At 62.3% G+C, this 14,505-nt stretch carries 14 protein-coding genes; 8 read left to right on the top strand and 6 right to left on the bottom strand.

What is annotated here, in order from left to right:
- The first annotated feature begins 154 nt into the window (after positions 1-154).
- The 3 genes from V3W27_RS20385 to V3W27_RS20375 all read left to right on the top strand — a co-directional run bounded on the left by V3W27_RS20385 (position 155) and on the right by V3W27_RS20375 (position 4,086).
- Positions 155-1,432 (top strand): acetyl-CoA C-acetyltransferase, encoded by a 1,278-nt coding sequence (locus tag V3W27_RS20385; RefSeq protein ID WP_183783578.1) that lies wholly within the window; start codon positions 155-157, stop codon positions 1,430-1,432.
- A 324-nt stretch (positions 1,433-1,756) separates the two neighbouring features.
- Complete coding sequence (locus V3W27_RS20380) at positions 1,757-2,653, top strand: PA4780 family RIO1-like protein kinase (protein WP_003221347.1); 897 nt, start codon at positions 1,757-1,759, stop codon at positions 2,651-2,653.
- Between the two features lie 230 nt (positions 2,654-2,883).
- Positions 2,884-4,086: an MFS transporter gene (locus tag V3W27_RS20375; protein ID WP_330207390.1), complete on the top strand. Its 1,203-nt coding sequence runs from the start codon at positions 2,884-2,886 to the stop codon at positions 4,084-4,086.
- Here V3W27_RS20375 and cueR read toward each other — a convergent pair.
- From cueR to V3W27_RS20360, 3 genes are all read right to left on the bottom strand, one after another.
- A complete protein-coding gene (cueR, locus tag V3W27_RS20370; protein WP_330207389.1) occupies positions 4,040-4,453 on the bottom strand; it encodes a Cu(I)-responsive transcriptional regulator in 414 nt (137 codons plus the stop codon). The genes V3W27_RS20375 and cueR overlap by 47 nt on opposite strands.
- Positions 4,450-6,843: a heavy metal translocating P-type ATPase gene (locus V3W27_RS20365; protein ID WP_330207388.1), complete on the bottom strand. Its 2,394-nt coding sequence runs from the start codon at positions 6,841-6,843 to the stop codon at positions 4,450-4,452. Before V3W27_RS20365 ends, cueR begins: the two co-directional genes overlap by 4 nt.
- A gap of 194 nt (positions 6,844-7,037) precedes the next feature.
- Complete coding sequence (locus V3W27_RS20360; protein ID WP_027613629.1) at positions 7,038-7,421, bottom strand: hypothetical protein; 384 nt, start codon at positions 7,419-7,421, stop codon at positions 7,038-7,040.
- 148 nt (positions 7,422-7,569) lie between these two features.
- Here V3W27_RS20360 and V3W27_RS20355 point away from each other — a divergent pair, with 148 nt between their 5' ends.
- On the top strand, positions 7,570-7,770 hold the full coding sequence (locus V3W27_RS20355; protein WP_096794848.1) for a heavy-metal-associated domain-containing protein: 201 nt from the start codon (positions 7,570-7,572) through the stop codon (positions 7,768-7,770).
- A 233-nt stretch (positions 7,771-8,003) separates the two neighbouring features.
- Positions 8,004-9,206, top strand: coding sequence for a multidrug effflux MFS transporter (locus V3W27_RS20350; RefSeq protein WP_027613631.1), 1,203 nt, complete (start codon positions 8,004-8,006; stop codon positions 9,204-9,206).
- A 5-nt stretch (positions 9,207-9,211) separates the two neighbouring features.
- Here the strand turns inward: V3W27_RS20350 and V3W27_RS20345 are convergent, their stop codons facing one another.
- The 3 genes from V3W27_RS20345 to V3W27_RS20335 form a co-directional block, all read right to left on the bottom strand.
- Positions 9,212-9,385: a hypothetical protein gene (locus tag V3W27_RS20345; protein ID WP_166496092.1), complete on the bottom strand. Its 174-nt coding sequence runs from the start codon at positions 9,383-9,385 to the stop codon at positions 9,212-9,214.
- A gap of 153 nt (positions 9,386-9,538) precedes the next feature.
- Positions 9,539-10,552, bottom strand: coding sequence for a zinc-binding alcohol dehydrogenase family protein (locus V3W27_RS20340; protein WP_330207387.1), 1,014 nt, complete (start codon positions 10,550-10,552; stop codon positions 9,539-9,541).
- Between the two features lie 32 nt (positions 10,553-10,584).
- Positions 10,585-10,878: a putative quinol monooxygenase gene (locus V3W27_RS20335; RefSeq protein ID WP_330207386.1), complete on the bottom strand. Its 294-nt coding sequence runs from the start codon at positions 10,876-10,878 to the stop codon at positions 10,585-10,587.
- A gap of 118 nt (positions 10,879-10,996) precedes the next feature.
- Here V3W27_RS20335 and V3W27_RS20330 point away from each other — a divergent pair, with 118 nt between their 5' ends.
- From V3W27_RS20330 to V3W27_RS20320, 3 genes are all read left to right on the top strand, one after another.
- Positions 10,997-11,926: a LysR family transcriptional regulator gene (locus V3W27_RS20330; RefSeq protein WP_330207385.1), complete on the top strand. Its 930-nt coding sequence runs from the start codon at positions 10,997-10,999 to the stop codon at positions 11,924-11,926.
- Positions 11,927-12,241: 315 nt separating this feature from the next.
- On the top strand, positions 12,242-12,973 hold the full coding sequence (locus V3W27_RS20325; RefSeq protein ID WP_097089938.1) for an ArsR/SmtB family transcription factor: 732 nt from the start codon (positions 12,242-12,244) through the stop codon (positions 12,971-12,973).
- 126 nt (positions 12,974-13,099) lie between these two features.
- Complete coding sequence (locus V3W27_RS20320; RefSeq protein ID WP_330207384.1) at positions 13,100-14,482, top strand: MFS transporter; 1,383 nt, start codon at positions 13,100-13,102, stop codon at positions 14,480-14,482.
- The last annotated feature ends 23 nt before the right edge of the window (positions 14,483-14,505 follow it).

Raw genomic sequence — 14,505 nt, 5'->3', positions numbered from 1 at the left:
TAGAACAGCAGAGTAGACCACCGTCCCTGTGGGAGCTGGCTTGCCAGCGATGGCGGAGTGTCAGCCACTGGAAATGCTGGAGGTGCCGGCCCTATCGCTGGCAAGCCAGCTCCCACAGGGATTTCCATGAATTCGGATCAACAAGGAGCTTTTCATGAGTCAGCTGCGCCGCGTCGCCATCATCGGTGGTAACCGTATTCCTTTCGCCCGTTCCAACGGGCCGTACGCCACTGCCAGCAATCAGGTGATGCTCACTGCTGCCCTGGAAGGCCTGATCGAACGCTACAACCTGCACGGCCTGCGCATCGGCGAAGTGGTGGCGGGTGCGGTGCTTAAATTGTCACGAGATATGAACCTGACCCGCGAGTGCGTGCTCGGCTCGCGGCTGTCGCCGGCCACCCCGGCCTATGACATCCAGCAAGCCTGCGGCACCGGGCTGGAGGCGGCGCTGCTGGTGGCCAACAAAATCGCCCTCGGCCAGATTGACTGCGGCATTGCCGGTGGCGTCGACACCACCTCGGACGCGCCGATCAGCGTCAGCGAAGGCTTGCGCAAAATCCTCCTGCAGGCCAACCGCGCCAAGACCACCGGCGACAAGCTGAAGACCTTTCTGCAACTGCGTCCGCGGCACCTGATCCCGGAGTTTCCGCGTAACGGCGAACCGCGTACCGGTCTGTCGATGGGCCAGCACTGCGAACTGATGGCGCAGACCTGGAACATCCCCCGTGAGGAGCAGGATCAACTGGCCCTCGAAAGCCATCACAAACTCGCCGCGTCCTACAGTGAAGGCTGGCACAACGATCTGATGACGCCTTTCCTCGGCCTGACCCGCGACAACAACCTGCGCCCGGACCTGACCCTGGAAAAACTCGCCACGCTCAAACCCGCTTTCGAAAAAAGCGCGAAGGGCACGCTGACGGCAGGCAACTCCACGCCACTCACCGACGGCGCCTCGGTGGTGCTGCTGGGCAGCGAGGAATGGGCGAAGGAGCGTGGTTTGCCGATCCTCGCCTACCTGCGCGATGGCGAAGCGGCGGCGGTGGATTTCGTCAACGGCGCCGAAGGCCTGTTGATGGCGCCGGTGTATGCAGTGCCGCGCCTGCTGGCGCGTAATGGGTTGACCCTGCAAGACTTCGATTACTACGAAATTCACGAAGCGTTTGCCGCGCAGGTGCTGTGCACGCTCAAGGCCTGGGAAGACCCGGAATACTGCAAGACGCGCCTGGGGCTGGACGCACCGCTGGGTTCGATCGACCGCAGCCGGCTGAATGTGAAAGGCAGCTCGTTGGCGGCGGGGCATCCGTTTGCCGCGACCGGCGGGCGGATTGTCGCCAACCTGGCAAAACTGCTGGATGCGGCGGGCAAGGGCAGGGGCCTGATTTCGATCTGTGCCGCTGGGGGCCAGGGTGTCACCGCGATTATCGAACGTTGAGCGCAATCCCCCTGTGGGAGCGGGCTTGCTCGCGAAGGGGCCGTGTCAGTTACTGTAATTATGGCTGACATACCGCCTTCGCGAGCAAGCCCGCTCCCACAGGAGGGAAATGCATGCGATGTCAGATTCTGTCGCAAATGCCCTCGACGGCCGATAACTACAAGCAAGGTCGGCTCGGCTATGATCGGCAAAGCTCGATTATTTCGGCACAGTGTGTGCATCCACAGGGTTCACAGGTCGGCAACCCCTCCCCGTAGCGCGAGGATTGCCGTATAACGAGTGACATTCGCGTGTTTGGTAATAAAGGACCCACAATAAAAGCTGATGAAGACTCCAAAACGCATTGAACCCCTGATCGAAGACGGTCTGGTCGACGAAGTGCTGCGCCCACTCATGAGTGGTAAAGAAGCAGCTGTTTATGTGGTGCGCTGCGGTAACCAGTTACGTTGCGCGAAGGTTTACAAGGAGGCGAACAAACGCAGTTTCCGCCAGGCAGCCGAGTATCAGGAAGGCCGCAAGGTGCGTAACAGCCGGCAGGCCCGGGCGATGGCCAAGGGTTCGAAATTCGGTCGCAAAGAGACCGAAGACGCCTGGCAGAACGCCGAAGTCGCGGCGCTGTTCCGTCTGGCCGGTGCCGGCGTGCGAGTGCCCAAGCCATACGACTTTCTGGATGGCGTGCTGCTGATGGAACTGGTGGCCGATGAGTACGGCGATGCCGCGCCGCGTCTGAACGACGTGGTGCTGGAGCCGGATCAGGCCCGCGAGTATCACGCGTTCCTGATCTCGCAGATCGTGCTGATGTTGTGTACCGGTCTGGTGCACGGTGACCTCTCGGAGTTCAACGTGCTGCTGACCCCGACCGGCCCGGTGATCATCGACCTGCCGCAGGCGGTGGATGCCGCTGGCAACAACCACGCGTTCAGCATGCTCGAGCGCGATGTGGGCAACATGGCTTCGTACTTCGGGCGTTTTGCCCCGGAGCTGAAGCAGACCCGCTACGCGAAAGAAATGTGGGCGCTGTACGAAGCCGGCACCTTGCACCCCAACAGCGTGCTGACCGGTGAGTTCGATGATCCGGAAGATCTGGCCGACGTTGGCGGTGTGTTGCGCGAGATCGAAGCGGCGCGGCTCGACGAAGAGCGCAAGCAGGCGATCCGTGCGGCGGATGACGAGCCCAAGGGCAAGTCCGACGAACCGCCTCCGCCACCGTGGATGCAGTAAGCGTTTGAACAGAAACCCGGCTTCGGCCGGGTTTTTTGTGCCTGCCGCATTTCCAGAACCACCGCAGATCCCCTGTGGGAGCGGGCTTGCTCGCGAAGGGGGCGTATCAGCCGCCATCCTTGTTGGCTGACACACCGCCTTCGCGGGCAAGCCCGCTCCCACAGGGATGTGTGGTGTTCCTGGAATGTGTGTGGGAATCTTGTCGCCCCTCGCACACTCAAGGATTGAATGTGAACGCCCGCCTCATCATCAGCGCCCGGCTGATCTCCGACTTCGGCGCCTTCCTCAACATGGTCGCGCTGGCGACCTATGTCTACCTGCTGAGCAACAGCGCCATGAGCGTCGGGATCTTTCTCGCCAGCCGGGTTGGCGGGGGGATTTTTGCCAGTCTGATCGGTACGCGCTTCTATCGGCGCTGGAATGGCCGGGTGCCGTTGATCGCTTTCGATCTGCTGCGCGCGGCGTTGCTTGGCCTGCTGTTGATCCTGCCGCTGAGCCAGCAGGCGTTGCTGTTACCGGTGATCGCCTTCGGCCTGGGTTTTGGCAACTCGATGTTCGCCATCGGTCTCAACAGCCAGTTGCCGAGGTTGATCGAGCCGGCGCTGCTACTGAAAACCAATGCCTGGATCACCTCGGCGTCGTCGGCGGCGATGGTCGGCGGCAGCCTGGTGTCCGGTTTGCTGGTGGCAGCCTTCGGTTTCGAAACGGTCTTCGCGCTCAACGCACTGACCTATGTGCTGGCGGCGCTGTTGATTGCGCCGTTGCGCTTCACCGCTGCAGAAGTCAGCGAACAATCAACCAGCGAACGCGGCGAATGGTCAGCCCTGAAACAAGGCCTGCGCAGCGCTCCGGTGATTGCGGCGATGCTCGCCGTGACCATGGCCGACACCTTGGGCAGTGCCGCGCACAACGTCGGGTTCCCGATCATCTCCAAATTGCTCACACCCGATTCGGCCAGCACCACGCTGGGCCTGATGCTGGCGGTGTGGGCCAGCGGCAAACTGCTGGGTGCGCGGATTGCCAGTCGCCTCAAAGGCACGGATAACCGTGATCTGGAGCGACGGTATTTCTTCGGCGTGGCGCTGATGTCCTGCGGTTTCATCCTGATGTTCCAGCAGCACAGCCTGCTCGGTCTGCTGCTGTTTTCCCTGCCGGCGGGGCTGGGTGATGGCGTCTCCGAAGTCAGCCTGATGTCGCGCCTGCAACGTGAGCCCGAGCATTTGCGCCTGCCGATTTTCAGTTTCCTGACCTTGCTGCAAATGACCGGGTTCGGCGTCGGCATGCTGATTGCCGCGCCGTTTTACGGTTCGTGGACGCCGGGTGCCGTGGTCATGCTGTTCCACGGCATCCCGCTCGGCACATTGTTGGTCGTGAAGGGGCTGGCACTCAGGCGCGGACGGGTTGCGCGCAGCAGCCCGACGCCAGTTCCTTGAGGATCGGGCAATCGGGGCGATGGTCGCCATTACAGTGCTCGACCAGATCCTGCAGGGTGTCGCGCAGCTCGCCGAGTTCGCGGATCTTCCGGTTCAGCTCGTCGATATGCTGACGCGCCAGCGCTTTCACATCGGCACTGGCACGCTGGCGATCCTGCCACAGGGTCAGCAGCTTGCCGACTTCCTCAAGGGAAAAGCCCAGATCCCGCGAACGCTTGATGAACGCCAGGGTGTGCAGGTCATCTTCGCTGTAGACCCGGTAGCCGCTGTCGGTGCGATGGGCAGCCTTGAGCAGGCCGATCGACTCGTAATAGCGGATCATCTTCGCGCTCAGGCCACTGTGCCGGGCCGCTTGGCCGATGTTCATCGGTGCTCCTCCAGATCCTTCGGTTTCCAGGTTTTCAACAGTAGCGCATTGCTCACCACGCTGACGCTCGACAGCGCCATCGCCGCACCGGCCAGCACCGGATTGAGGAAGCCGAGCGCTGCCAGCGGAATGCCGACCAGGTTGTAGACGAAGGCCCAGAACAGGTTCTGGCGGATCTTCGCGTAGGTCTTGCGGCTGATCTCCAGTGCTGCCGACACCAGCCGTGGATCGCCGCGCATCAGAGTGATGCCGGCGGCGTGCATGGCCACATCGGTACCGCCGCCCATGGCGATGCCGATGTCCGCTGCGGCCAGTGCCGGGGCGTCGTTGATGCCGTCGCCGACCATCGCCACCACGCCGGTTTTCTTCAGTTCGGCGACGGTCGCGGCTTTGTCGGCGGGGAGTACTTCGGCGTGGACATTGTTGATACCCAGGGCCTCGGCGACGACTTTGGCGCTGCCACGGTTGTCGCCGGTCAGCAGATGGCTGTGGATACCTCGGGCGGCCAGTTGCTGCACGGCTTGCAGTGCGCCGGGCTTGAGCGTGTCGCCGAAGGCGAACAAGCCGAGTACACGTGGTTCCGGGCTTTGCTCGATCAGCCACGACAAGGTCCGGCCTTGGCTTTCCCAGGCCTTGGCGGACTCGGCGAGGTGGCCGGCGCTCAAGCCGCTTTCTTCCAGCAAGCGCCGATTGCCCAGCGCCAGGCGCCGACCATCAAGCGTGCCAGCGATACCGCGCCCGGTCAGGGACTGGCTGTCGCTGACATCCGGCACGCTCAGGTCACGCTCGGCGGCCGCGTCCAGCACGGCTTTGGCCAGCGGATGCTCGCTGCCGCGTTGCAGGGCACCGGCCAGTCTCAGCAGAGTATTTTCATCGCCATCCAGCGCACTGAAATGGGCGATACGCGGGGTGCCGGAAGTCAGCGTGCCGGTCTTGTCGAAGACCACGTTGTCGACTGCATGGGCACGTTCCAGCGCTTCGGCATCTTTGATCAGAATCCCATGGCGCGCAGCCACGCCGGTGCCGGCCATGATTGCCGTCGGGGTAGCGAGGCCGAGGGCACACGGACAGGCAATCACCAGCACGGCAACAGCGTTGATCAACGCGGTTTCCATGGGCGCGCCGTATAGCCACCAGCCGATCAGGGTGGCGAGGGCGATCAGCAACACGCTGGGCACGAACACCTGGCTGACTTTATCCACCAGTTTTTGGATCGGCGCTTTCGCCGCCTGAGCGTCTTCTACCAGACGGATGATCCGCGCCAGCACGCTTTCCGCGCCGAGGGCGGTGGTGCGCACCAGCAGTCGGCCTTCACCGTTGATCGCACCACCGGTGACCTTGTCGCCCGGCTGTTTTGGCACTGGCAGGCTTTCGCCGCTGATCAGCGCTTCGTCGGCGTGGCTTTGGCCTTCAAGTACTTCGCCGTCTACCGGGAAACGTTCACCGGGTTTGACCAAGACCTGATCGTTCAGACGCAGGGCGCTGATCGCCACGTCCTGCTCGCGACCGTCGATGACCTGAATCGCCCGTTCCGGACGCAAGGCTTCGAGGGCGCGGATGGCGCTGGCGGTCTGGCGTTTGGCGCGGCTTTCCAGGTATTTGCCGAGGAGCACCAGGGCGATCACCACCGCCGAGGCTTCGAAATACAGATGCGGCATGCGCCCAGAGGCGGTGGCCCATTCGTACAGGCTCAAGCCATAACCGGCGCTGGTGCCGAGGGCCACCAGCAAATCCATGTTGCCGGCGCCGGCACGCACGGCTTTCCACGCGGCCACATAAAATCGTGCGCCGAAAATGAATTGCACCGGCGTGGCAAGGGCAAATTGCGCCCAGGCCGGAAGCATCCAGTGAATGCCGAACGGTTGCAGCAGCATCGGCAACACCAGCGGCAACGCCAGGACGATCGCGCAGATCAGCGCCCAGCGCTCATGTTGCAGGCGCTGCTGCTGATTATCGGTAGTGGGATGTTCGGCTTGCCAGACGCTGGCCGAGTAACCGGCCTTGCTTACAGCATCGAGCAGCGACTGAATGTCGACCTGACCGAGCCATTCGAGGTGTGCGCGTTCGTTGGCGAGGTTGACGCTGACGCTCTTCACCCCGGGGACTTTGTTCAGGGCGCGCTCGACGCGACCGACGCACGAGGCGCAGGTCATGCCGTCGATGCTCAACTCCACCGTCTGCTGTGGCACGCTGTAACCGGCGCGTTCAACCGCCTCCATCAACGCCGGCAAGCTTTCACCAGGCGCCTGGACGCGGGCCTGTTCGGTGGCGAGATTGACGCTGACGGCACTGGCGCCGCTGACTTTGCGCAACGCCCGCTCGACACGCCCGGCGCAACTGGCGCAGGTCATGCCGGCAATCGGCAGATCGAAGGTGATGGAATCGGACATCGGTCTTACTCCCTGTAGAAGATGCCTACAAGGATCAACCTTGCCACGCGGGCAAGGTCAAGCGCCAATATTTGACTCACTACAAAAACAGTGTGGGAGCGGGCTTGCTCGCGAATGCGCTGTGTCAGTCAACATCATCGCTGAATGACACAGCGCATTCGCGAGCAAGCCCGCTCCCACATTTGGAGTTTTGCTTAGTATTCGAGGGCGGCAGGTCGCAGGTACAAGCCTTTGGCATTTGCCGCGATCCGGTACTTGAGCACATCGCCGGCCTTGAGCGAGATCTCCTGCGCCGGCGGCGCGAGCATGCCTGCCTGGCAACCCGGCACCTGGCCAGGCAATTGTTTCAGACGGATGGAAATCGTCCCGTGGGGCAGGTTGAACGAAGTGGTCTGTTCCTGAAGCAGGCGCGCTGCCAGTTCATCATTGACGTACACGCCAATCTCGCAGGGAGTCGGCACTTCCAGACGCTCGCGCGAGATGATCAGAACGGCGTAGTCCTCACCGGTCGCGTTGGCCTGGGGCAGGGCGGCAAAGAGGCTGAGCAAGCCAAACAGGCTGAAAGCTGACCAGCGCATGGCTGAATCTCCTGAATTTGAGTCATTGATGCACGCAGCTTGGCTGAGCGCGACGCCGATTGCCAGCCCGGCAGTTTTCTGCAGAACTTGACCTTGCCATGGTGGCAAGCTCGACACTGCCGGCAACCTCACTCAAAGGAGTCCATCCATGCAAGTGTTCAACGTTCAAGGCATGTCCTGCGGCCACTGTGTCAAAGCCATCACCAACGCCGTGCAGGCGAAGGATCCGGCGGCCAGCGTACGGGTCGATCTGGCGGCCAAAGAAGTCGGCGTCGAGAGTTCGCTGAGTGCCGAGCAGGTGATCGAGGTGATCAGCGAAGAGGGCTACCCGGTAAAACTCGCCGGATAACGATAAATCCCTGTGGCGAGGGAGCTTGCTCCCGCCGGGTCGCGAAGCGGCCCTTTTTTTCAATTGAAAAACACTCGGCGTGCTGCGCAGTTCAGCGGGAGCAAGCTCCCTCGCCACAGGTTTCAGGTGTAGGTCATCTGATTTCTAATAGTTAGCGAGCTATCGGAATGTTCAAGGTGTCTCAGCGCGGCTAGACTGTCGGGCTGCCGACTTCTATCCCACCTGGATGCCTGATGAACTTCCGTACCATTCTGATTCTTGGTGCCCTGAGCGCCTTCGGTCCGCTGGCGATCGACTTCTATTTGCCCGCGTTCCCGTCGATGGCGCTGGCCTTTGGCACTGATGAAAAGCATGTGCAACTGACCTTGGCGGCCTATTTCGCCGGCCTGTCGATCGGTCAATTGCTATACGGCCCGGTGGCCGACCGTTTTGGGCGGCGCCTGCCACTTCTCGTCGGGGTTGGCCTGTTCACCCTGGCCTCGCTGGCCTGTGCTTATGCACCGAATCTGGAATGGCTGATCGGTGCGCGTTTCGTTCAGGCGCTGGGCGGCTGCGCGGGGATGGTGATTTCCCGGGCGGTGGTCAGCGACAAGTGCGATGCGGTCGGTTCGGCGAAAGTCTTTTCGCAACTGATGCTGGTGATGGGATTGGCGCCGATTCTCGCGCCGTTGCTCGGCGGTCTGTTGGTCAATACCACGGGCTGGCAGTCGATCTTCCTCGCACTGACGGGCTTCAGCGCACTGGCCGGCCTGGCTGTGGCGTTGGGGCTGCCAGAAAGTCTGCCGGCCCATGTGCCGCGCCAGCCATTGTCCGGTGCGTTGCGCCAGTACGGTCGGTTGTTCGGCGACCGGGTGTTTCTCGGGCACGCCCTGACCGGTGGGATCGCGGTCGCCGGGATGTTTTCCTATATCGCCGGTTCGCCGTTCGTCTTCATCAAGCTCTACGGCGTACCGGCCGAGCATTTCGGCTGGCTGTTCGGCACCAATGCGGCGGGTTTCATTCTGGTGGCCCAGGTCAACGCACGGCTGTTGGCCAAGCGCGGTCCGGCATTCCTGCTGGCACGGGCGGTGTGGGTGTATCTGTTGGCCGGGGTTTCTTTGCTCGCGGTCAGCTCGCTGCACACCGAAGCGTTGTGGCCGCTGTTGATCCCGTTGTTCGTGTGTATCGCCAGCCTCGGCTGCATCCTGCCCAACGCAGCGGCGTGTGCAATGAACGGCCAGGGTGCGCGTGCCGGTAGTGCGTCGGCACTGATGGGCTGCCTGCAGTTCAGCGTGGCTTCCGGCGCGGCTTCGCTGGTGGGCGTTCTGCACGATGGCAGCGCCATGCCGATGGCCATGGTCATCAGCCTGTGCGGGTTGCTGGTGGTGAGCGTCGCGATGTACACCCGGCATTTGCAGAATGCCCGGGCGTTGGCGCAAGCACAGGCCGAAGCCTGACTGCCTCAGCCGACGGCGCGTTGCTGTCCGGGGTCGGGAATCCGATGGGGCGCGTGCAGGCGCGCTTCGAGGGTGCGGGTGAAGGCGAGCGCCTCGGCTTCACTGCGAAAGGTCACGGCGTGCTGGTCCAGGCGAACCTGCCATTGGGACTTTGCCACTTCTTTTATCAGGATCTTCATTACTGACCTCCCTTGTGTAAAAGATGCATCGCAGAGGCTTCGAGTGTAGACCTGAATACGATCGGATTTGTGACAACGATCAAGCATCTGACTGACGGCAAAAAACAGCGCCAGCCCTTGAAAGGACTGGCGCTGATGAAGACGTCCGGGTTTTCAGAAACTTTCTAAAACAATTTTGCCCTTGGCCTTGCCGCTTTCCAGCAGCTCATGCGCCCGGCGCAGGTTCGCCGCGTTGATCGTGCCGAAATGCTCGCCGACGGTGGTCTTCAACGTCCCCGCATCAATCAGCTCGGCCACGCGGTTGAGCAGCTTGTGCTGCTCGATCATGTCCGGTGTTTCGAACAGCGAGCGGGTGTACATGAACTCCCAGTGCAGCGACAGGCTCTTGCGCTTGAGCTGGCTCACGTTCAGCGACTTCGGATCGTCGATCAGCGCGAGTTTGCCTTGCGGGGCCAACGCCTCGACCAGTTGCTCCAGGTGCAGATCGGTCTGGGTCAGGCTGGCGACGTGGGTCACGTGATCGATGCCGGCGCGTTTCAGTTCCTCGCTCAGCGGCTGGCTGTGGTCGATCACCAGGTCGGCGCCCAGCTCCGTCACCCAGTCGCGAGTCTGTGCGCGGGACGCGGTGCCGATGACCTTCAGGCCGGTCAACTGGCTGGCCAGTTGGGTGAGGATCGAACCGACGCCGCCAGCGGCGCCGACGATCAGCAGGCTTTGACCTTCTTCGGTCTTGCCCTCACGGATCTGCAGGCGTTCGAACAGCAGTTCCCACGCGGTGATCGCGGTCAGCGGCAGCGCGGCGGCTTCGGCAAAACCGAGGGATTTGGGCATGTGGCCAACAATGCGCTCGTCGACCACGTGCAGCTCGCTGTTGCCACCGGCACGGGCGATGGAGCCGGCGTAAAACACTTTGTCGCCGGCCTTGAACAGCGTCACTTCACTGCCGACGGCTTTGACCACACCGGCGACGTCCCAGCCCAGTACTTTTGCTGCGCCGTTTTCCGGCGCCACGTTCTGCCGCACCTTGGTGTCGACCGGGTTGACCGAGATGGCTTTGACTTCCACCAGCAGGTCGCGCGGGCCGGCGACCGGCTCCGGCAGTTCGATGTCTTGCAGGGATTTTACGTCGCTGATCGGCAGGGAGGCGTAATAGGCGATGGCTTTCATGACTTGCTCCGTAACGGTAATAGAAGAAGGGCTCAGGCGATGGTGCCCAGGCGTTTCAATTGGAAGTGTTCGATGCAGTGGCCGGCTGTGGCCTGGAAATTCTGGAAGTGCGCGCTGGCGTTGTGCGCCTGGAGGATTTCCTCGCTGGCCCAGTGTTCGATCACATAAAAGGTCAGCGGATCGGCGAGGTCGCGATGCAGGTCGTACTGGCTGCAGCCTTCTTCGGCGCGACTCGGCTCAACCAGTTCGCGCAGGGCGTTTTCGAGGGTGTCCTGCTGGCCGGGTTTGGCGATCAGGGTGGCGATGGCGGTGAATGCTTGGGACATGTGCGGCTCCGGTCGCGGGATAAATTCGCTTGAACCCATCATTGGCTATTTCTCGGCGCGATAAAACCAGCTAAAAGAGCAGTCTCTTTCAATATTTTTTTGATAATCGAGGCTGAGAATGCTGCGTTTCGACGATTTGCAGTTGTTCGTTCGCGCGGCGGATCTGGGCAGTCTGTCGGCAGCGGCGCGGGTGATGGACATGTCCGCGGCAGTGGCCAGCGCCGCGCTCAAACGCATCGAACAGCAACTGGGCGTGCGTTTGCTGGCGCGCTCGACCCGCAGCCTGCGTCTGACCGCCGAGGGCGAAGGCTTCCTCGAATACGCGCGGGCCGCGTTGAGTTCGCTGGACGAAGGCCGGCGATTTCTCTCCAGCGCGCAGGATCAGGTCAGCGGCATCCTGCAGTTGTCGGCGCCTTCGGATTTCGGGCGCAATCTGCTGTTGCCGTGGCTCGACGAGTTTCAGCGCGAGCATCCGAAACTGACCGTGCGCCTGTTGCTCGGTGATCGCATCGCCGACCTGTTCCGCCAGCCTGTGGACATCGCCCTGCGTTATGGCGAACCCGAGGATTCGAGCCTGGTGGCCCTGCCCATCGCTCCGGACAATCGCCGCGTGCTCTGCGCATCGCCGGCGTACCTGACGCGCCACGGCGAACCGCGTCAGCTCGAACAACTGGCGCAGCACAATTGCCTGCTGTACATGCTCGGCAGCCGCGTGCACGACTATTGGAGTTTTCATGACGGCAAACGTGAAGTCGGCCTGACGGTCAGTGGCGATCGCTTCAGCGATGACGCCGACGTCGTCCGGTTGTGGGCGGTGGCGGGGGCGGGCATCGCCTACAAATCGTGGCTCGATGTCGGCGCGGATGTGCTCGCCGGGCGCCTCAAAGTGTTGCTGCCGGAGCTGCTCTGTGAGCGTGCTCCGCTGAATCTGTTGTGCGCCCATCGCGCACAATTGAGTAAGCCGGTGAACCTTTTGAGGGAAATGCTCGCCAGCCGATGCGCCGAATTGAGTAGTCAATTTCCCCATTTCCCGAAAGTTGATCATTAGTCGCAGGCAATTAGCGAAATTTCACTCAGGAACTATCACCATTCGTGTCAGCCACGGCGCAGGAAGCAGCGTGCATCCCGCTTATACTAGCGACCGCCTCAAACCTGCACCGATAACCGGTCAGGACTGAATCCGGCCGGTTTTTCAGAGCCGGGCGAGCGCTGCACAAACGCCGCGGACACTCCATTGACGGGTGCCGCAGCACCGGCCTGGCTTGCTCCGGTTCATGGCGTTTTACCCGTCTTGGCCGATGACCCATTACTGGTCAAGATGTCTTCGAGCAGTAGACGATACGATTCAACAGGGAGTGAATACATGGAACATGCACCTTGCATCAGCCAGATCGCCACGCTGCTGGCCGACCCCAAGCGCAGTGCGATGATGTGGGCGTTGATGGATGGCTCGGCACGCCAGACCGAAGAGCTGGCGCTGCTGGCAGGGTTGTCGCCATCTTCGGCCAGTGCGCATCTGGGGCGTTTGTCCGCCGGGGGCCTGTTGAAAGTCGAGGTCCGTGGGCGCAAGCGCTTTTTCCGTCTGGCAGCCCCGGAGATCGCGGCGGCCATCGAAGCGCTGGCCAGTGCCACGATCGCCAGCGCACCGCGGGAAATTCCTCACGTATTCAAACGCTCGGCACCGAGCGCCAATCCCCGGACTGCGCCGTCTTCACTGCTGCGTGCGCGCTTTTGCGATGATCATTTGGGTGGCACGCTGGCCGCCGATCTGTATCAGCGTCTGCTCGATGCCGGCTGGCTCGAACAGATCGAGCAGCGGGTCGTGGTGACCCTCAAAGGCTCGACGCAACTGGCCAACCGCGGTGTGTTCATCCAGGCCCTCGCTCATCGCAAGGCTCAGGTGGCGTGCGCCTGTCCGGACTGGAGTGAACGTCGCCCGCACCTGGGCGGTTCACTCGGCGCGGCGGTGCTGCAACTGTTCATGCAGTCCGGCTGGCTGGTGCTGCCCAAGGACTCCCGAGCCTTGCAAGTGACCCCGGCCGGGCAGCGGGAAATCCAGCGGTTCGCCAAGGAAACCGAGCTGGAATTGGCGTGATAGAGCGTTCGCCGGCCGACACTTCGACGCTGGCGTCGCCTGTGACTGCGAACAGGTCGTATCCAGAAAAAGCGCTGAGGCGTTATCGCGCACACTCGATCCGCACACATTGCGGAGGGGATGGGCATGGATACGCGAGACTTCAGCGCGGCAGAACGCCTGGAACGGCTGCCGCTCAGCGGTTATCACCGGGTCATTTTCATCATCATTGCCCTGGCGTTCTTTTTCGACTCCATGGACCTGGCCATGATGACGTTCCTGCTTGGCTCGATCAAAACCGAGTTCGGCTTGAGCAGTGCACAGGCTGGCCTGCTCGCCAGTTCGAGTTTTTTCGGCATGGTGCTGGGGGCGTCCCTGTCGGGCATGCTCGCCGACCGCTTCGGGCGCAAACCGGTGTTTCAGTGGAGCATCGTGCTGTGGGGCGTGGCCAGTTACCTGTGTTCGACCGCGCAAACGGTCGAGAGCCTGACGCTGTTCCGCATCCTGCTGGGGATCGGCATGGGCATGGAGTTTCCGATTGCACAGTCGATGCTTTCGGAGTTGATCCCGGCGCAGCGGCGCGGGCGCTACATTGCATTGATGGACGGTTTCTGGCCGCTGGGTTTCGTCGCCGCCGGGGTGCTGTCGTACTTTCTGCTGCCGCTGATTGGCTGGCGCGATATCTTCCTGGTGTTGGCGGTGCCGGCGGTGTTTGTGCTGGCGATCCGTTTCTTCATTCCCGAATCACCGCGCTGGCTGGAGCAAGCCGGACGCCACGAAGCCGCGGACAAGGTCCTGGGCGCCATCGAGGCGCGCGTGCGCACCTCGCTCGGTGTCGAAACGCTGCCGAAGCCGGTGCGCCTGCCAAGAACAGTGACGCCGCCGGGCAACTTCTTCTCGGCGCTCAAGCAGATCTGGTCGCCGCAATATCGCCAGCGCACCACGATGATCTGGAGTCTGTGGTTTTTCGCCTTGCTCGGTTTCTACGGGCTGACATCGTGGCTCAGTGCGTTGTTGCAACAGTCGGGTTTCGCCGTGACCCAGTCGGTGTATTACACCGTACTGATTTCTCTGGGTGGGATTCCCGGGTTCCTGATGGCCGCGTGGCTGGTGGAACGCTGGGGGCGCAAACCGGTGTGCATCGTGACGTTGCTCGGCGGCGGAGTGATGGCGTTTCTCTACGGGCAGAGTGCGGTGTTCGGCGGCAACGTCGCCTTGCTGATCAGCTCGGGGCTGCTGATGCAGTTTTTCCTGTTCGGCATGTGGGCGGTGCTCTACACCTACACGCCTGAGTTGTACCCGACTTCGGCGCGGGCCACAGGCTCGGGCTTTGCCTCGGCGATTGGCCGTGTCGGCTCGTTGCTCGGGCCGCTGGTGACCGGGCTGGTGTTCCCGATTACCGGGCAGGGCGGGGTGTTTGCGCTGGGGGCGCTGTGCTTTGCGATTGCGGCGGGGGTGGTGTGGCTGTTCGGGATGGAGACGCGCGGTAAAACCCTGGAAGAGCTGACTGAAGCAGAGATCGCTGGCTGAACACAGCACCCTGTGGGAGCGGG

The organism is Pseudomonas sp. AM14(2022) (assembly GCF_036346455.1).
Lineage (GTDB): Bacteria > Pseudomonadota > Gammaproteobacteria > Pseudomonadales > Pseudomonadaceae > Aquipseudomonas > Aquipseudomonas putida_A.
This window is presented reverse-complemented; position numbering and strand designations above follow the sequence as displayed.